The 18,245-nt window shown below is 67.4% G+C and carries 19 protein-coding genes; 13 read left to right on the top strand and 6 right to left on the bottom strand.

All coding sequences use genetic code 11. From position 1 onward, the window contains the following. Positions 1 to 37: 37 nt before the first annotated feature. The 6 genes from pal to BW990_RS08735 all read left to right on the top strand — a co-directional run bounded on the left by pal (position 38) and on the right by BW990_RS08735 (position 6,060). On the top strand, positions 38 to 559 hold the full coding sequence (gene pal / locus BW990_RS08760; protein WP_076447202.1) for a peptidoglycan-associated lipoprotein Pal: 522 nt from the start codon (positions 38 to 40) through the stop codon (positions 557 to 559). Positions 560 to 562: 3 nt separating this feature from the next. After that, positions 563 to 1,417, top strand: a complete 855-nt coding sequence (gene ybgF, locus BW990_RS08755) for a tol-pal system protein YbgF (protein ID WP_076447199.1) — start codon at positions 563 to 565, stop codon at positions 1,415 to 1,417. Between the two features lie 7 nt (positions 1,418 to 1,424). After that, entirely contained in the window at positions 1,425 to 2,687 is a 1,263-nt protein-coding gene (gene tilS / locus BW990_RS08750) for a tRNA lysidine(34) synthetase TilS (RefSeq protein WP_234990194.1), read from the top strand. A gap of 78 nt (positions 2,688 to 2,765) precedes the next feature. Then, positions 2,766 to 4,679 carry an ATP-dependent zinc metalloprotease FtsH gene (gene ftsH, locus BW990_RS08745; RefSeq protein WP_076447197.1) on the top strand — a complete coding sequence of 638 codons (1,914 nt, stop codon included), beginning with the start codon at positions 2,766 to 2,768 and terminating at the stop codon, positions 4,677 to 4,679. Further along, the gene (locus BW990_RS08740) at positions 4,676 to 5,455 is read left to right on the top strand and encodes a methyltransferase domain-containing protein (RefSeq protein ID WP_083950529.1); all 780 of its coding nucleotides are present in this window, start codon (positions 4,676 to 4,678) and stop codon (positions 5,453 to 5,455) included. Before ftsH ends, BW990_RS08740 begins: the two co-directional genes overlap by 4 nt. Positions 5,456 to 5,460: 5 nt before the next feature. Beyond that, on the top strand, positions 5,461 to 6,060 hold the full coding sequence (locus BW990_RS08735) for an MOSC domain-containing protein (protein WP_076447194.1): 600 nt from the start codon (positions 5,461 to 5,463) through the stop codon (positions 6,058 to 6,060). A gap of 85 nt (positions 6,061 to 6,145) precedes the next feature. On the opposite strand, the gene BW990_RS08730 is transcribed toward BW990_RS08735, so the two are convergent. Beyond that, positions 6,146 to 7,021: a 3-hydroxybutyryl-CoA dehydrogenase gene (locus tag BW990_RS08730; protein ID WP_076447191.1), complete on the bottom strand. Its 876-nt coding sequence runs from the start codon at positions 7,019 to 7,021 to the stop codon at positions 6,146 to 6,148. A gap of 150 nt (positions 7,022 to 7,171) precedes the next feature. On the opposite strand from BW990_RS08730, the gene BW990_RS08725 reads away from it, so the two are divergent. Next, complete coding sequence (locus tag BW990_RS08725) at positions 7,172 to 8,029, top strand: DUF6473 family protein (protein WP_076447188.1); 858 nt, start codon at positions 7,172 to 7,174, stop codon at positions 8,027 to 8,029. 68 nt (positions 8,030 to 8,097) lie between these two features. On the opposite strand, the gene BW990_RS08720 is transcribed toward BW990_RS08725, so the two are convergent. The 5 genes from BW990_RS08720 to BW990_RS08700 form a co-directional block, all read right to left on the bottom strand. Then, positions 8,098 to 9,024, bottom strand: coding sequence for an electron transfer flavoprotein subunit alpha/FixB family protein (locus BW990_RS08720; protein WP_076447185.1), 927 nt, complete (start codon positions 9,022 to 9,024; stop codon positions 8,098 to 8,100). Further along, entirely contained in the window at positions 9,024 to 9,782 is a 759-nt protein-coding gene (locus BW990_RS08715) for an electron transfer flavoprotein subunit beta/FixA family protein (RefSeq protein WP_076447182.1), read from the bottom strand. Before BW990_RS08715 ends, BW990_RS08720 begins: the two co-directional genes overlap by 1 nt. 171 nt (positions 9,783 to 9,953) lie before the next feature. After that, positions 9,954 to 11,078: a M48 family metallopeptidase gene (locus BW990_RS08710; RefSeq protein WP_076447179.1), complete on the bottom strand. Its 1,125-nt coding sequence runs from the start codon at positions 11,076 to 11,078 to the stop codon at positions 9,954 to 9,956. After that, the gene (locus BW990_RS08705; protein WP_076447965.1) at positions 11,075 to 12,250 is read right to left on the bottom strand and encodes a DUF898 family protein; all 1,176 of its coding nucleotides are present in this window, start codon (positions 12,248 to 12,250) and stop codon (positions 11,075 to 11,077) included. The genes BW990_RS08710 and BW990_RS08705 overlap by 4 nt, the downstream gene beginning before the upstream one ends. A gap of 7 nt (positions 12,251 to 12,257) precedes the next feature. Then, positions 12,258 to 14,579, bottom strand: a complete 2,322-nt coding sequence (locus tag BW990_RS08700) for a DNA topoisomerase IV subunit A (protein WP_076447176.1) — start codon at positions 14,577 to 14,579, stop codon at positions 12,258 to 12,260. 159 nt (positions 14,580 to 14,738) lie between these two features. Between BW990_RS08700 and BW990_RS08695 the strand changes: the two genes are divergently transcribed. The 6 genes from BW990_RS08695 to BW990_RS08670 form a co-directional block, all read left to right on the top strand. After that, complete coding sequence (locus BW990_RS08695; RefSeq protein ID WP_076447173.1) at positions 14,739 to 15,356, top strand: SH3 domain-containing protein; 618 nt, start codon at positions 14,739 to 14,741, stop codon at positions 15,354 to 15,356. Between the two features lie 46 nt (positions 15,357 to 15,402). Next, positions 15,403 to 16,230: an SDR family NAD(P)-dependent oxidoreductase gene (locus BW990_RS08690; protein WP_076447171.1), complete on the top strand. Its 828-nt coding sequence runs from the start codon at positions 15,403 to 15,405 to the stop codon at positions 16,228 to 16,230. Positions 16,231 to 16,332: 102 nt separating this feature from the next. Beyond that, positions 16,333 to 16,536, top strand: coding sequence for a twin transmembrane helix small protein (locus BW990_RS08685; RefSeq protein ID WP_076447168.1), 204 nt, complete (start codon positions 16,333 to 16,335; stop codon positions 16,534 to 16,536). Positions 16,537 to 16,540: 4 nt separating this feature from the next. After that, a complete protein-coding gene (locus BW990_RS08680) occupies positions 16,541 to 17,113 on the top strand; it encodes a cob(I)yrinic acid a,c-diamide adenosyltransferase (RefSeq protein WP_076447165.1) in 573 nt (190 codons plus the stop codon). Between the two features lie 244 nt (positions 17,114 to 17,357). Further along, the gene (locus BW990_RS08675; protein WP_076447162.1) at positions 17,358 to 18,047 is read left to right on the top strand and encodes a hypothetical protein; all 690 of its coding nucleotides are present in this window, start codon (positions 17,358 to 17,360) and stop codon (positions 18,045 to 18,047) included. Between the two features lie 103 nt (positions 18,048 to 18,150). Continuing rightward, positions 18,151 to 18,245 (top strand): GTP-binding protein (locus tag BW990_RS08670; protein ID WP_143526125.1); only part of this gene is annotated, 95 nt, incomplete at its 3' end.

The following is an 18,245-nucleotide window of genomic DNA, read 5'->3' as shown; positions in this document are numbered from 1 at the left end:
TGTTAGCGTGCCGCAAAACAAGAGCAGGACCACAACGATGGGCATCTCATCCAAAGCAATTCTGATCGTCGCGGCGCTGGCCCTGGCGGGCTGCCAGAACCCCGACCGCTTCGGCGCGGGGGGCGATCCGGGCATGGGCGCCGGGGCAGGCATGGGCACCGGCATCGTGCCGGGCAGCGCCAACGACCCCGCATCGCCGGCCTATTTCAGCCAGACCATCGGCGACCGCGTCCTCTTCGCGGTGGACCAGTCGACGCTGTCGCCCGAGGCGCAGGTGACGCTGTCCGGCCAGGCGCAATGGCTGATGTCGAACCCGACCTACATGGCCCGGATCGAGGGCCACGCGGACGAGCAGGGCACGCGGGAATACAACCTCGCCCTCGGCGCGCGCCGGGCCAATTCGGTCATGGAATACCTCGTGGCGCAGGGCGTCGCGCAAAGCCGCCTGACCTTCGTCAGCTACGGCAAGGAACGCCCCATCGAGATCTGCTCGACCGAGGCGTGCTACAGCCAGAACCGCCGCGCCGTGACGGTCGTCGCCGCGGGCGGGCTGGGCTGAGCCATGCTGCGCGCCGCCCTTCTTGCGCTGAGCCTCGTCGCGTCGCCGCTTGCCGCGCAGAATGCCGACACGCTGGCCGATATCCGGCAGGACCTGTCGGTGCTGAGCTTCGAGCTGCAGAAGCTCCAGCGTGAGCTCTCCACGACCAGCGGCCCGGACGTGCAGGTGGGCGGCGGCACGCTCGACCGCGTGAACGCCATCGAGGCCGAGCTGCAGCGTCTGACCGCGCAGACCGAACAGATGCAGTTCCGCATCGACCAGATCGTGCAGGACGGCACGAACCGGATCGGCGATCTCAATTTCCGGCTCTGCGAGCTGGAGCCGGGCTGCGATATCGGCGCGCTGGGCGACAGCCCGCCGCTTGGCGGCACGCCGCCCGCCACTGCGGCGACCCCGCCGCCCGCCGGGACCCCTCAGGCGGAAGAGCCCGGATCGGGCGATGACGGCCTGCCCCTTGCGGGCGGCGCGCAGCTTGCTGCCGCGGAAGAGGCGGATTTCCGTGCCGCGCAGGAGGCGCTGTCGAACGGTGAATACCAGAATGCCGCGGACCGGTTCGCCGCCTTCCGGCAGACCTATCCCGGCAGCCCGCTCGATGCGGCGGCGCTTCTGGGTCGCGGCAGCGCGCTCGAGGAGCTGGGCGAAACGCGGGAGGCCGCGCGCGCCTATCTCGAGGCCTGGAACACGTATCCCGACGCCCCGACCGCGCCCGAGGCGCTGTTTCTGCTGGGCCGGGGGCTCGGCAAGATCGGCTCGGTGCAGGAGGCCTGCGTGACGCTGGCCGAGGTGGCGACCCGCTACCCCGGTGCCGAGGCGGTGGCGCGGGCCCAGGCCGAACGCGGCGCGCTGTCCTGTCAGTGACGCGCCGGTGAGCGACGCGCCATCGCTCGACGACCGCTTCGCCGCGGCGATGGGGCAATGCCTCGGCCCCGATTTCCCCTCCGAGATCGGGCTCGCCGTCTCGGGCGGCGGCGATTCCATGTCCATGCTGGCGCTGGCGCATAACTGGACGAAGCGCTGGGGCGTGCGCCTGCGGGTCGTCACCGTCGATCACGGGCTGCGGCCCGGCTCGGCCGACGAGGCGCGGCTCGTGGCCGAGGAATGCCGCGTTCTGGGCTGGCCGCATGACACGCTGAACTGGCAGGGCTGGGACGGGCAGGGCAACCTGCAGGATGCGGCCCGCCGCGCGCGGCTGTCGCTGATCGACGGCTGGCGGCAGGGCATGCGCGACGTGCTCTTCGCCCATACCGCCGACGATCAGGCCGAGACCGTGTTGATGCGGCTAAGGCGCGGATCGGGGGTCGAAGGCCTCGCCGGGATGGCGCAAATCCGCGAGGCCGGGGCGATGCGCGTGATCCGTCCGCTGCTGGGCGAACGCCGCGATGCTCTGCGGTTTTACCTGCGGGTGATGCGCATTCCCTTCGCCGAGGATCCGTCGAACGCAGATGAGGGCTTCGAACGCGTGCGCATGCGCAAGCTGCTGGGGGCGCTGGAGGAGGCGGGCCTCGGCGTCGACGCCCTGACCGGCACGGCGCAGCGGATGGCCCGGGCCGCCGAAGCGCTGAAGGCGCGGGCCGCCGATATCGCCGCCCGGCTCACGCGGCTCGACTGGGGGCAGATCGTGATCGACCGCGACGGCTTTGCCGAGACCGAGCGCGACACCCAGATGCGGCTACTGGCCGCAAGCCTGCGCTTCGTCGCGGGCGGCACATATCGCCCCCGCGCCGATGCGCTCGAGGCGTTGCTGGACGGCGCGCTGTCGGGCCGGGGCGGCACGCTGGGCGGCGCGGCGCTGCATGTCGAGGGGGGCGAGATGCGCATCGTGCGCGAGCTCAATGCAGTGGAAGAGACCGCGACGGAGGCCGGGACCGGCAGGCTCTGGGATGGCCGCTGGCGCATCGAGGGGCCGGAAATCAATGGCTTGACCGTGCGCGCGCTCGGCACGCGGGGCTGGTCGCAGGTCACGCCGAAACCGCAATTGGGCCCGCGCTTCCGGCAGGCGCTGTCGCTGCCGGCGGTGTTTCGCGGCGAGACGCTGGTCGCCTGCGCCGCGCTCGGCTTCGGGCCGGCCCATACCTGCCGCTTCGAAGGCCCCGCACCCAGCCTTGCGCGCTTTGTCCTGTCGCATTGAACAGGTGCGTCTTATCCCTATGTTACCAAGTAACCGGCCATGCTATGAGCCGCTTCAAGACTTCACAGGAGAATTTCCTTGGGCAACGCGCGTAACATCGCCTTCTGGGTCGTGCTCTTTCTGCTCGTCCTTGCACTTTTCAACCTCTTTTCCGGCGGCAATTCGACCATGCAGAGCCGCGAGGCTCCGTATTCGGACTTCGTCTCGGCGGTCGAGGATCAGAACGTCACCTCCGCCACGATCGACGGCGAGCAGGTGCGCTATCGCACTCAGGACGGCACGGATTTCGTGACGATCAAGCCCGAGGACGCGGAAGTGACGAACCTTCTCGTCGACAACAACGTGCCGGTGCGCGCCGAAAGCCAGGAACAGTCGGGCTTCCAGTCCTTCCTGATCTCGCTGCTGCCGTTCCTGCTGCTGATCGGCGTCTGGATCTACTTCATGAACCGGATGCAGGGCGGCGGACGAGGCGGCGCGATGGGTTTCGGCAAGTCCAAGGCGAAGCTCCTGACCGAAAAGCATGGCCGCGTGACCTTCGACGACGTCGCGGGCATCGACGAGGCCAAGGAAGAGCTCGAGGAGATCGTGGAATTCCTGCGCAACCCGCAGAAATTCTCGCGGCTCGGCGGCAAGATCCCGAAAGGCGCGCTGCTGGTGGGCCCTCCGGGCACCGGTAAGACGCTGCTTGCACGCGCCATCGCGGGCGAGGCGGGTGTGCCCTTCTTCACCATCTCGGGCTCCGACTTCGTCGAGATGTTCGTGGGTGTCGGCGCCAGCCGGGTCCGCGACATGTTCGAACAGGCCAAGAAGAACGCGCCCTGTATCGTCTTCATCGACGAGATCGACGCCGTGGGCCGCAACCGGGGCTCCGGCTATGGCGGCGGCAATGACGAGCGCGAACAGACGCTGAACCAGCTTCTCGTGGAGATGGACGGCTTCGAGGCCAATGAGGGCGTCATCATCGTCGCGGCCACCAACCGCCGCGACGTGCTCGACCCCGCGCTGCTGCGTCCCGGCCGCTTCGACCGTCAGGTGACGGTGCCGAACCCCGACGTGAAGGGCCGCGAGAAGATCCTCGGCGTGCATGCCCGCAAGACCCCGCTGGGGCCGGATGTGGACCTGCGCATCATCGCGCGCGGCACGCCTGGCTTCTCGGGTGCGGATCTCGCCAACCTCGTGAACGAGGCTGCGCTGATGGCCGCCCGTGTCGGCCGCCGCTTCGTGACCATGATCGATTTCGAGGATGCCAAGGACAAGGTCATGATGGGCGCCGAGCGCCGGTCGATGGTCCTGACGCCCGAGCAGAAGGAAAAGACCGCCTATCACGAGGCCGGTCACGCCATCGTCGGCCTGTCGCTGCCGCAATGCGATCCGGTCTACAAGGCCACGATCATACCGCGCGGCGGTGCCCTCGGCATGGTCGTCTCGCTGCCCGAGATCGACCGGCTGAACTGGCACAAGTCCGAATGCGAGGAAAAGCTGGCCATGACCATGGCGGGCAAGGCAGCCGAGATCATCAAGTACGGCGAAGAAAACGTCTCCAACGGCCCGGCGGGCGACATCCAGCAGGCCTCGGCGCTGGCGCGCGCGATGGTGCTGCAATGGGGCATGTCCGAGAAGGTGGGCAATATCGACTACCGCGAGGCGGCGGAGGGCTATTCCGGCCAGACCGCGGGCCTGTCGGTGTCGGCCCACACCAAGGAGATGATCGAGTCCGAAGTGAAGCGCTTTATCAGCGATGCCTATGACACCGCCTTCCGCATCCTGAACGAAAAGAAGGACGAGTGGGAGCGGCTGGCACAGGGCCTTTTGGAATACGAGACGCTGACCGGCGACGAGATCAAGCGCGTCATTCGCGGCGAGCCGCCGCATTCGGATGACGGCGATACGGGCAGCAGCTCCGACGAGCCGAAGCCCTCGGTGGTCTCGATCCCGAAGACCAAGCCGAAGTCGAAGCCCGCGGGTGATCTCGAACCCGAACCGTCTGCATGACCTCTGCGCCCGAAGGCGCGGACTGGGACCCCGGGACCTATCACAGGTTCCGGGGTTTGCGCTTGCGGCCCGCTCTCGATCTTCTGCGCGCCATCGGCCCCTTGCCCGAAGGGAACGTCATCGACCTCGGATGCGGCACCGGGGCGGTCGGACCGGCCCTGGGCCAGTTGCGGCGCCGGCTTGTGGGCGTCGACGCCAGCCCGGCCATGCTCGATCACGCCGAGCGCTCGGGCTCCTACACCACGGTCGAGCAGATGGACCTCGCCGAATGGCGGGCCGAGACGCCGCCCGCGATGATCTTCGCCAATGCCGCGCTGCACTGGCTGAAGGACCATGCCACGCTGATGCCGCGTTTGGCGAAGATGCTAACCCAAGGCGGCGTTCTGGCGGTGCAATGCCCCAACCAGAACCGCGCGCCGTCGCACCGGCTCTGGCTGCAGATCGCCGATGAGCTGTTTCCGGGCCGCGTCGACCGGGCGAACCTGCCCGCGGTGCTGCTTCCAGCGGAATATCACCGGCTTCTGGCGCCGCTCGGCGCGGTGACGCTCTGGGAAACCGAGTATTACCAGGAACTCGCGCCCGACGCCGAAGGCCATCCGGTGCGGCGTTTCACCGAGGGCACCTTCGCCCGCCCGATCCTGTCCGCGCTGTCCGCGGATGAGCGCGCGCGCTTGATCCGGGAATACGAGCAGGTGATCGGCAAGGCCTATCCCGAAGGCCCCGGCGGCACCGTTCTGTTCCCCTTCCGGCGCCTGTTCTTCACTCTGAAGGTCTGAATGCCGTGCCCGCGCTGAAGCCCACCGATTTCACCGCGCGGATTGTCTGGCTCGGCCGTGTCAGCGACGCCACCAAGGATATCCGCTCCGCGCCCGAAGACAGCATCGCCCTCGATTGGGACGGGGTGCCGGGCGACACCCATGGCGGCCTCAACCGGCCCTCCTGTTCGCGCCTGCTGAGCCAGTATCCCCGCGGCACCGAGATCCGCAACGTGCGCCAGCTTTCCATCCTCTCGGCCGAGGACCTCGCCGAGATCGCCACGCGGATCGGCCTCGCGGACATGCCGCCGGAATGGCTGGGCGCGACGATGGTGATCGAGGGCCTGCCGGATTTGTCGCATGTGCCCCCGTCTTCGCGCCTGCAGCTCGAGGATGGCGGCATGCTGGTCGTGGATATGGAAAACCGCCCCTGCCACCTGCCCGCCCGCGTCATCGCCGAGACGGCGCCCGACGCCGCCAAAGGGTTCAAGACCGCGGCCAAGGGGCGGCGCGGTGTGACCGCCTGGGTCGAACGGCCGGGCGTCCTGACGCTGGGCGGTACGCTGCGCCTGCACGTGCCCGACCAGCCGCTCTGGGCGCATCACGAGGCGCTTGGAAACGGCTGACGCACGTCTCGCGCATGCGTGCACCAAGACGCCCGGACATTTATCTCCGGAGCATTTCAATCGAATGCGGTGAAGTTTCGCGCGTTCAGCGCGTCGGCACCGGCGTCTCGCCGCGGTAATCGTAGAAACCGCGCTGGGTCTTCCGGCCGAGCCACCCGGCCTCGACATATTTCGACAGCAGCGGGCAGGGGCGGTACTTGGTGTCGCCCAGCCCGTCATGCAGCACGTTCATGATCGCGAGGCACGTGTCGAGCCCGATGAAATCCGCAAGCTCCAGCGGCCCCATCGGATGGTTCGCGCCGAGCTTCATCGCCTGGTCGATGGAGCTCACGTTGCCGACGCCTTCCAGAAGCGTATAGGCCGCCTCGTTGATCATCGGCATCAGGATGCGGTTCACGATGAAGGCCGGGAAATCCTCGGCCGAGGCCGCGGTCTTGCCCAGTTTCTCGACGACCGCGAGGCAGGCGTCATAGGTGTCCTGATCGGTCTGGATGCCGCGGATCAGCTCGACCAGCGACATGATCGGCACCGGGTTCATGAAGTGAAACCCCATGAAACGCTCGGGCCGGTCGGTGCGGCTGGCCAGCCGGGTGATGGAGATCGACGAGGTGTTCGAGGTCAGGATGGTGTCGGGTTTCAGCGACGGCACGAGCGTCTCGAAGATCTTTTGCTTGACCTCCTCGCGCTCGGTCGCGGCCTCGATCACCAGGTCCGACTGGCCGAGATCGGTCAGCTCCTGCGTCGTGCGGATCCGCTTGAGCGCGGCGTCACGATCCTCCGCGCTGATCTTCTCGCGGCTCACCTGCTTGTCGAGGTTCTTCTCGATCAGGGCGCAGGCCGCCTCCAGCGCATCGGCGCTGATGTCGTTCAGCAGGACGTCGTAGCCCGCCACCGCCATCACATGGGCGATCCCGTTGCCCATCTGCCCGGCGCCGACAACGCCTACCGTCTTGATCTGCATGATCTGCCTCTTCGCTTGCCGGCTGTAAAGTGGCCCGGCCTCGCCCGGATCACAAGGGGCCTTCGTGCCGCGCGGCGCGGCTGCGGGCCTTAATAAAGGCTCAAGCCTTATGGTGCAGAGAGGAGTCCGAAAAACTCCGGTGTGCGAACCATGTATAGCAACGACATACGCGGCGGCCTCGATTACGGTCTGTGCCGCTACGGCAAGAGTCGGGTGCGATTCCGTGGCCCGATGCCCGACCTCACCGCCGACCTGCTCGTCTGTCTGGGCGGGACGGAAACCTTCGGGCGTTTCCACCCCGATCCCTGGCCGCAGCTTCTGGGCGACCGGCTGGGCGCGGAGATCGCCAATTTCGGGCAGGTGAATGCGGGGCTCGATCTGTTCCTGCAGGACCCCGAGGTGCTGCGCATCGCCTCGGGCGCGCGGCTTTGCGTGATGCAGGTGATCGGCGCGCAGAACATGTCGAACCGCTTCTACTCCGTGCATCCGCGCCGCAATGACCGCTTCGTGAAGGCGTCGGACGCGCTGATGACGCTCTACCCGGACGTGGATTTCAGCCAGATCGCCTTCACCGGGGCGCTGATGACGACGCTGTTCGACACCTCGCCCGAACGGTTCGAGGTCGTGGTGCGCGAGGTTCAGGTCGCCTGGGTGTCGCGGATGCGCCTGATCCTCGGGCATCTGCCGCGCCCCGTCCACCTGCTGTGGTTCGCCGAAAGCGCGCCGCCCGCCAATGCGCGCGCCGCGCTGATCCCGCCGCTCAAGGATCCGTCCTTCATTACGCGCGAGATGCTCGATGCGCTCTCGTCGCGAATCGGCGGCGTGGTCGAGATCGTGGAACCCGCATCGGCGCGCAGCACCGAGGGCATGGTGTTCTCGGAATTCGACGCGATGCTGGCCGCGACCATGCTCAGCGCGACCGCCCATGACCGCGCCGCACAGGCCCTGTCGGACTGCCTGCGCCATCTCTGGGACGCGCGCGGCGACCGGGACGACGCTAGCGACTGAACCCCGACCCCAAGACGCGAAAAGGCCCGCCAGGGGCGGGCCTTCGCATCGGGAAACGTGCCCCGCGATCAGAGCTTTTCGGTCAGCTCCGGCACCAGGTCGAAGAGATCGCCCACGAGGCCGTAATCGGCCACCTGGAAGATCGGCGCTTCCTCGTCCTTGTTGATCGCGACGATCACCTTGGAATCCTTCATGCCGGCGAGGTGCTGGATGGCACCCGAGATGCCGCAGGCGATGTAGAGATCCGGTGCCACGACCTTGCCGGTCTGGCCCACCTGCCAGTCGTTCGGCGCAAAGCCCGAATCGACCGCGGCGCGGGAGGCGCCGACGGCAGCACCGAGCTTGTCGGCGAGCTTCTCGATCACGGCGAAGTTTTCTTCCGAGCCGACGCCGCGGCCGCCCGAAACGACGATGCCCGCGGAGGTGAGTTCCGGACGATCGCTTTCGGCAACCTTGTCCGAGACCCATTCCGACACGCCGGGATTGTCCGCAGCGGCCACGTCCTCGACGGCGCAGGCGCCTTGCTCGCCCGCCGCCTCGAAGGTCGAGGTGCGGATGGTCAGCACCTTCTTCGGGTCGGAGGACTTCACGGTCTGCACCGCATTGCCCGCGTAGATCGGACGCTCGAACGTGTCGGCATCGACGATGCCGGTGACATCGGTGAGGATCATCACGTCGAGAAGGGCCGCGACGCGCGGCAGGATGTTCTTGGCATCGGTGGTTGCGGGGGCCGCGATGTGGTCGTAATCACTGGCCAGCGACACGACGAGCGCGGCGACGGGCTCGGCGAGGCGATGACCATAAAGCGCATCCTCGGCCACCAGCACCTTCGACACGCCGTCGATCTTGGCGGCCTCGGCGGCGGCATCCTTGGCGGAGGCCCCGACGGCCAGCAGGGTCACGTCGCCCAGGGCCTTCGCGGCGGTCACGGCCTTCGAGGTCGCATCGCGCGACAGCGTACCGTCATTGATTTCAGCAAGCAGAAGAACGGCCATCACACGACCCCCTTGTCTTTCAGCTTCGTCACGAGTTCGTCGACCGAACCCACCATTTCGCCCGCGGCACGCTCTGCCGGCTCCGAGGTCTTCACGATCTCGAGGCGCGGCGCGACATCGACGCCGTAATCGGCGGGCGTCTTCTCATCGAGCGGCTTCTTCTTCGCCTTCATGATGTTCGGCAGCGAGGCGTAGCGCGGCTCGTTGAGGCGCAGGTCGGTGGTGACGATGGCAGGCAGCTTGACCTTGATGGTCTGCAGGCCGCCATCGACCTCGCGCGCGACGACCGCATGATCGCCGTCGATCTCGAGCGTGTTGGCATTGGTCGCCTGTGCCCAGCCGGTCAGCGCCGCCAGCATCTGGCCGGTGGCGTTGAGGTCGTTGTCGATGGCCTGCTTGCCGCAGATCACCAGGCCCGGCTGCTCTTCCTCGATGACCTTGGCGAGGATCTTGGCGACCGACAGCGGCTCGATGTCGTTATGCACGTCATCGCTGGCGGTCACGAGGATCGCCCGGTCGGCGCCCATGGCGAGACCCGTGCGCAGCGTCTCCTGCGCCTGTTTCACGCCGATCGAGACGACGATCACCTCGTCGGCCTTGCCGGCTTCCTTCAGGCGGATGGCCTCTTCGACGGCGATCTCGTCGAAGGGGTTCATCGACATTTTCACATTGGCCAGATCGACGCCGGAACCGTCCGCCTTCACGCGAACCTTCACGTTGTAGTCGATCACCCGTTTGACAGGCACGAGTACCTTCATCGGTATGCTCTCCCTTGATCGGGGCGGTGCGTCCTGCGCCGCCTGCAATGAATTTGCACGTTAGATAGCTTGACGCGGCCCATGACGACAGGGGGAAATCGACGCATCCCGGTCTACGAACGTCGCGTTTTTTCTACCTTTCGCGGGAAAACCTTGCGTCACAAGCAAGTGTCAGTCGCAGATCGCGGTCAGGGCGCGGAACTCGGAATCGCTCAGCAACGGCACGGGCTCGAAGCCCGCGGGCACCGCCGCCTCGGCCGCGGCGATCCGGTCGGACAGTTCCGGATGGCTCATGAAATGGGTCATGATCGCGGGGGCCTCGCCGCCGATCTCGCGGAAGCGTTCGAACATGTCGCCGAGGGCCGCGGGCGAGAGACCCGCGCGTTCCAGCATGCCGTAGGCGAAGAGATCGGCACCCGTCTCGGCGGCTTGGGAATAGCGCGCCTCGATCAGCCGTTCGGTCAGGTACAAAACCGCGGCCCCGCCCGCGAAATCGCCGAGGATCAGGCCCAGAACCCCGATGGAGCCCGCCGAGCGCAGCGCGTGCCGCGTCGGATCGCGGCTGACCACGTGGCCCACCTCGTGGGCGAAAACGGCGGCGATTTCCTCGGGCGTCTCGGCGGCATCGAGCAGGCCGCGGAAGAACACGATGTACCCGCCCGGCAGCGCGAAGGCATTGACCATCTTGTGGTCGAGCACATGCACCGAGAGGTCCTGCGGCAGCGGCGTGCCCGCCGCCAGACGGTCGCGGATCTTGTCCAGCGCCGCCGCGCCCTCGGGCGCGTCGCAGAACGGCACCGGCGCCACGCTGCCCGGGCCGAGCGCGTTGCGGATCTGGGTCAGCGTCACCTCGCCCAGCGCCCGTTCGCCTTCGGGCGGGATGAAGCGCGCCAGCTGGTCGGCCATGATCGGCACCAGCACGAAGATGATGAGCGCGACCGACCCCAGCGCCGCCGCCGCCCAGCGCGCGATAAGGCCCCGATCGGCCCCGGGCTGGCGCCGCCGTCGCCGCGGCAGGCGCGGGGCAAGGTCGCGGTCCGTGAGGACAAGCTGCGCCAGCGGGTCGTCGATCAGCCGCAGCACGTAGAGATCGCCACCCGCCTGGTCGGGCACCTCGCGGATATCCTCCAAGGGCCAGCCGTAGCTGTCGCCGCCCGCCTCGAAGACGAGCGCGCCCGCGGCCTCGTCGATGCCGAGCGCGACCTCCTGCGGCACCGGCGCGATCCCGTCGAAGAAGGTGGCGCGGCCGTGATAGGCGGCCGGGCGGCTGCCCACGTGGATCAGCGTCCCGGTCATATCGAGGCCCCCACATCCAGCGCCTCGGCAAAGCCTTCGGCCTGTTCCGCCTCGTCCCGGGGACGCTGGCGCACGCGGGCCAGACCGTCCGGCGCGGCGATGGCGAGGCGTTGCGCATAGTGGCGGATCGTCGGCATGGTCACGAAGATCTGCGTCAGCGCCGACCACATCAGGAAGATCGTGAAATAAAGCGCGGCGCTGAACGCGATCAGCGTGTAGGGCGGCAGCGCCTCGATCCAGGGCAGGGCGTCGCCCGCGCCGATCTCGGTCAGCAACTCGGCGGCCTGCACACCGATGAGCGCCACGCCGAGGACCATCGTGGGCACCAGCATAAGCGCGATCGTGACCGCGTAACCGAAGGCCTGGATCAGCAATATGCGCGCCGCGTTGGGCTCGAAATGCAGGCGGACCGTGCCCAGCCGCTTGGTCTCGGTCAGCCGCTTCAGGCTGTCGACCCGGTAGAAGACGAGCCCGTAGACGCCCGCGCCGAAGGCGAGGATGGCAAGGCTGGTTCCGGCGGCGGGCTTCGCGCCCCAATAAGCCAGGGCCGACAGGGCAGCGAGCGCAAGTGCGACGAAAATCCAGCGCGTCGAGGGGTAGAGCATGCTCCAGCGCCCCTCCTGGACCATGCGCGCCGTGCCGAAATAGGTCCGGTCGGTTTTGTACTTCTCCAGCCAGAAGGTCATCCGCGGCCACAAAAGCCCGCAGGACATGATCGTCACGATCCAGTGGCCGAGCGCGCGGAAGGCATAGCCCCAAGCCCCGGGCGCCAGCGCGAAGCGCACGCCGCGCCAGCGGGTCCGCGCCAGCACGTAACGTCGCGCGCGGTACTGCGCGTAGAACCACAGCGGGATCACCCCGAGAAAGCTGAGCGCATAGGCGGCGACGTTGCCCTGGAAAAGCGAGAAACTCAGGAACATCAGCACCAGGTTCACCACGCCGATATAGAAGGCGAGGATCACCACCGCGATCAGGAAACCCAGGAGCTTCTCCCACGGATCGCCCACATATTGCAGCGGGTGGCCGCCGGGGCGGATCGCCGACCAGTACCAGCGTCTGAGCCGGGTCTTCATCCAGAAGCGGTAGAAGCCCAGCGTCAGGATCGTCAGGGCACCGGTGCGGATGGCCAGTCCCAGAAGCGGGCCGCGCCGCCCGGCGAATTCGGTCTCCAGCGCGCCGTCAGTTGAACTTGTTGTCGCGGGGGAAGCCGCGCGGCGCCATGCGGCCGGAGGCGGCGCGCTTGGCGATCCATTCGTCGAGTTCGGGTCGTTCGACGGTCCGGGTGCGTCCGGCGGGGTCGCGCCAGGAGAGGCCTTCGCCCAGGGTGAGCGTGGTGGCATCGCTGAGCCCCCCGTCCTTGTATTTCTGCAGCCGGACGCCTTTGCCGCGTCCCATCTCAGGTAGCTCGTCGAGCGGGAAGACCAGCACCTTGCGGTTCTCGCCCACCACCGCGACGGCATCGCCGGTCACGGGCTTGACCACCCGTGCCTTCACGTCGCCGCGCACGTTCAGCACCTGCTTGCCCACGCGGGTCTGGGCGACCACCTCGTCCTCGGGCACGATGAAACCGTCGCCCGCAGAGGAGGCGACCAGAAGCTTGCGCTCGGGCTTGTGCACCAGGATGTCGAGGATCTCCGCCTCGTTCGGCAGATCGACCTGCAGGCGCAGCGGCTCGCCCATGCCGCGACCGCCGGGCAGGGTCGCCGCCGACATCGTGTAGAACCGCCCGTTCGAGCCCGCGACCAGAAGCCGGTCGGTGGTCTCGGCGTGGAAGATGAAGCGCGGCCCGTCGCCATCCTTGAACTTCAGCTCGCGGGTGAGGTCGATATGCCCGGTCAGCGCGCGCACCCAGCCCATCTGGGAGCAGACGACGGTGATCGGCTCGCGCTCGATCATCGCCTCGATGGGCACGTCCTCGATAGCCGTGGCCTCGGAGAAATCGGTGCGCCGGGCGCCGCCCGCGTAATCCTTGCCGAAGCTCTTCTTGGTCGCGCGCAGCTCCTCGGCGATGCTGTCCCATTGCAGCGTCTCGCTGTCGAGCAGGTCCTCGAGTCCCGCGCGTTCCTCCATCAGCCGGTCGCGCTCGGACACCAGCTCCATCTCCTCGAGACGGCGCAGGGAGCGCAGGCGCATGTTCAGGATGGCCTCGGCCTGCACCTCGGTCAGCCCGAGCCCGTCTTCTGAGGCGACGGGCGACGGAGAGACGTAATCCTTCTCGTTCGTGGCACGGACATGATCGCGGCCCCAATCCTCGCGGCAGAGCGCGGCCTTGGGGTCGTCGTCGTAGCGGATAATGTCAATCACCCGGTCGAGGTTCAGGAAGGCGACGATCAGGCCTTCCAGCACTTCGAGCCGATGGTCGATCTTCTCCATCCGGTGGGTGGAGCGCCGCACCAGCACCTCGCGGCGGAAATCGAGGAAGGCGCGCAGCACCTCCTTCAGCGAACAGACCTGCGGCGTGACGCCGTCGATCAGCACGTTCATGTTGAGGCTGAACTTCACCTCGAGATCGGAATTGCGGAACAGCATGCCCATCAGCACGTCCGGGTCGACGTTCTTCGAACGCGGCTCCAGCACCATGCGGATATCCTCGGCGCTCTCGTCGCGGATATCGGCGAGGATCGGCACCTTCTTGGTCTGGATCACCTCGGCCAGCCGCTCCACCAGCTTCGATTTCTGCACCTGGTAGGGGATTTCCGTGACGATGATCTGCCACGTCCCCCGGTCGAGCCGTTCGACATGCCACTTGGCGCGCAGCCGGAACGATCCGCGCCCGGTGCGATAGGCCTCGGCGATATTCTCGCGCGGCTCGACGATGGTGCCGCCGGTGGGGAAATCGGGGCCGGGGATGTAGTTCAGCAGCGTGTCGTCGCGGGCATCGGGGGTCTTGATGAGGTGCAGGCAGGCGTCGATCAGCTCTGCGATGTTGTGCGGCGGGATGTTCGTCGCCATGCCCACCGCAATGCCCGAGGAGCCGTTGGCCAAGAGGTTCGGATAGGAGGCGGGCAGGACCACCGGCTCTTCGAGGCGGCCGTCGTAGTTCGGGCGGAAATCGACCGCGTTCTCGTCGAGCCCGTTCAGCAGCGCCTCGGCCATGACCGTCATTCGCGCCTCGGTGTAGCGGCTGGCGGCCGGGTTGTCGCCGTCGATATTGCCGAAATTGCCTTGGCCGTCGACCAGCGGATAGCGCACCGCGAAATCCTGCGCTAGCCGCGCCATCGCGTCGTAGATCGCGGCGTCGCCATGGGGGTGGAAGTCGCCCATCGTGTCGCCCGAGATCTTGGCGGATTTCAGGAAACCGCCGGTCGCGCTCAGCCGCAGGCGCCGCATCGCGTAGAGGATGCGGCGATGCACCGGCTTCAGCCCGTCGCGCGCATCGGGCAGCGCCCGGTGCATGATCGTCGACAGCGCATAGGTCAGGTAGCGTTCGCCGATGGCACGACGCAGCGGTTCGGCCACGTCGCGGGGGTTTATCTTGGGGTCGAGCGCGTCATCATCCATAGATGCAGTGATATCCCCGCGATCCCCAACCGGCAAGCGAGGAGAAGGCGCATTCCGGGCCCTTTTCGCTTCGGCCAATGCGCAGAATCGGTGTATCCTCGGAACGTCGCGCTGCCAGCGGCGTTTTTGAAGACAAGTGATTCTGCCTGGGGGGGTCCCATGACCCGTTTTATCATGCTGTCCTTCGCCTTTCTGGGCTGGGGCTATTACGAGTTGAGCGGCGGCGCCGATTTCGAGCCCGGCTGGCATCGCGGTGACGATTCGCGTGCAATGGCCACGCTGGGCGCGCAGGGCGACATCGCTGCGGAGGCCCCCGCGCCGGAGGTCAGCCGCGCCGCGCAGGGGGGCACCGACCTGATGCGCCTCTCCGGTGACACGGGCGCAACGTCCATCCGCAATGGCCCCGAGGCCGTGGTGCAACGCGTCTCTCTGTCCACGCCATCCGCGCCCGCGGATCAGGCCGCGACCGGCGCGGTGCGCATCGACGATGTGTGGCTGACCCGGCGCGAAGCGGTCGCGGTCGCGGCCCCGGCGCCCGCCTATGGCGCATCGCCCGGCGCCGAAGCCGGCCCGAAACCCGACATGCGCGCGGTGGCCGGATCCCGCGTGAACCTGCGCAACGGTCCGGGCACCCGGCATTCGGTGGTGGCCAAGCTCGACCGGGGCACGCCGGTCGAGGTGCTGCGCACCGAGGGCGCCTGGGTCAAGCTGCGGGTCGTCGAAAGCCGGCGTATCGGCTGGATGGCGGAATATCTGGTGACCGCGGCAGCGGACTAGCCGCCCGGCAATTGCCAATCCCCGTCATGCCCGCCAAAAGACGCGCATGACCAAGAGCATTTTGATCACCGGCTGTTCTTCGGGTATCGGCCTCGATGCCGCCCGGACCCTGACTGCGCGGGGCTGGCAGGTCTTCGCCTCCTGCCGCAAGCCCGAGGATTGCGCGCGGCTGAAAGCCGAAGGTCTGGTCAGCCCGCGGCTCGATTACGAGGACCGCGCGAGCTTTGCACCGGCGCTGGAGATGGTGCTCGCGGCCACCGGCGGCACGCTCGATGCGTTGTTCCACAACGGCGCCTTCGCCATTCCCGCCCCGCTCGAGGACGTGCCCGCCGAGGCGATGGATGTCGCGTTCCAGGCCAATTTCCTCGGCTGGCACGCGCTGACCCGCGAGGTCCTGCCCGTCATGCGCCGGCAGGGACACGGGCGGATCGTGCTCAATTCCTCCGTTCTGGGCTTCATCGGGATGAAATATCGCGGCGCCTATTGCGCGACGAAATTCGCGCTCGAAGGTTGGGCGGACGTGCTGCGCCTCGAGATGGCGCCCGAGAACATCCATGTCAGCCTGATCGAGCCCGGCCCGATCGACACCGATTTTCGCAAGAACGCCATCCGCGCCTTCGAACGCTGGATCGACTGGGAGGCGAGCCCGCGTGCCGAGGAATACCGCGCGACGCTACTGCACAAGCTCTACGAGGGCTCGGAAGGCAACCGCTTCGAACTGCCCGCCGCCGCAGTGACCGACAAGCTGCTCCACGCGATCGAGGCGCCGCGCCCGCGCCCGCGCTATTTCGTGACCAAACCCACCCATGCGATGGGGGCGCTCAAGCGGCTCCTGACGACCCGCGCGCTCGACCGGATCGTGTCGCGGGGATAGGGCGATCCGCGACGAAAGGGGCGAATTTGATCGATTTCCGCTGGCACACGCCTAGCTTTGGCCTCAACACGCAATTCGAAGAAGGCTGATAGGATCCCGCTCATGATGAACGATCCCCTCTTTATCCTGATGGCGGTGGTCATGCTGGCCGTCGTGGTCATCCTGCTCGTCGGCATCGGCGGCTTCGCCAAGGGTGGCGAATTCAATCGCAAACATGCCAACAAGGTCATGCGTTGGCGCATCGCGGCGCAGTTCGTCGCGGTGCTGCTGATCTTGTTGTTCGTCTGGGTCCGGCGCGGAGGCTGATATCATGGTGGTTCTCAATCGCATCTATACGCGCACCGGCGATGCCGGGGAGACGGCGCTGGGCGACGGCACGCGGGTCGCCAAGCACGCGCCGCGCGTCGCCGCCTACGGCACGGTGGACGAGCTGAATTCGGTGGTGGGGATCGCCCGGCTGCATGCGGAGGGCGACCTCGATGCGCAGCTCGCGCGGATCCAGAACGATCTCTTCGACACCGGCGCCGACCTTTGCCGTCCGGACATGCAAAAGGACGACGAGGCCGAATACCCGGTCCTGCGCATGGTGCCGGAACAGGTGGACCGCCTCGAGGCCGAGATCGACGCCATGAACAGGCGGCTGGAACCCCTGCGCAGCTTCATCCTGCCGGGCGGGTCGGCGCTGTCGGCGCATCTGCACCATTGCCGGACCGTGGCACGCCGGGCGGAGCGCAAGACCATCGAGTTGTCGGCGGTCGAGTCGGTGAACGAGGCGGCGGTGAAGTATCTCAACCGCCTGTCGGACTGGTTCTTCGTGGCCGCCCGCATCGCCAACGACGAAGGCCGCGCCGACGTGTTGTGGGTTCCGGGTGCGAACCGCTGAAAGCGGCGGGGCGTCCAGTGGACGCATCGGCACCCGGAAGGGCGAAACCCCGGCCCGCAGGGCGGGTGCGAACCGCGTGTGACATGAATGATCGGGTGCCTCGACAGGGCAACCGCATCGGGTCATGACGCGTCCGCCGACCGTGCCGCCTAACGGCGCCGTTCCTTGGCCCCACCGATTGCACCCGTCCCGGCGACCCGCTACATCTGCCGGTCAATCCGGTTCTGACGCAAAGGTCCGCCCCATGCGCCGTCTCTTCCCGCTGCTCGCCTGCCTGACATTTCTCGCCGCCTGCGCTGATGGCGCGCGGCAGCTGAACAAGCCGGTGGAGCCGATCGGCGATTTCAAGCTCGGCCACGCGGTGGTCATCGCCCCCAACATCGTCAAGGGCCCGGCCTCGCGCGATGCGACCGACGAGGAATGGATCGCCGCGGTCGACAGCGCCATCGAGACGCGCTTCCGCCGCTACCAGGGCGACCGGTTCTTCCATCTCGGCGTCTCCATCGAGGGCTACGTGCTGGCCCAGCCGGGCATTCCGCTCGTGTTCACGCCGAAATCGGCGCTGATCGTGAACGTCACGGTGTTCGAGGATGCCACGGGGCAGAAGCTGAACGAGGAGGCGATGCAGCTCTCGGCGCTCGAGGCACCGTCGAAGGACACCTTCATCGTGGGCTCGGGCCTCGGGCAGACCAAGGAAGAGCAGATGGCGGCCCTGTCGGCCAATATCGCGCTGTCCATCGAGACCTGGATGCGCAAGCAGCAGCGCGATGCCGGCTGGTTCGGCGGTCCCGATGCAGGCGTGCCGATCGTGCCGGAACCCGCCGAGGAGGTCGCGCCGGAGGCCGCCGCCGAAACCGCCGATGCCGATACCGGCGAGGCCGCGGAGGTGATGGCCGCGGTCGAGGAACCGGAGCTGAGCGCGCCGGCCAATTAAGGCGCCAAGACCCGCTTGATTTTCCCCGTGCCATTCAATATCCCGCCCGCGATGTGAACCGGGCCGCGTGCGGCCCCCCAAGCTACACGAGGCGTCTGACAAGATGGCAAAGGAAAAGTTCGACCGCTCGAAGCCGCACTGCAACATCGGCACGATCGGTCACGTCGACCACGGCAAGACCACGCTGACGGCGGCGAT

The sequence above is a fragment of the Roseivivax lentus genome (assembly GCF_900156805.1).
Taxonomy (GTDB): domain Bacteria; phylum Pseudomonadota; class Alphaproteobacteria; order Rhodobacterales; family Rhodobacteraceae; genus Roseivivax; species Roseivivax lentus.
This window is presented reverse-complemented; position numbering and strand designations above follow the sequence as displayed.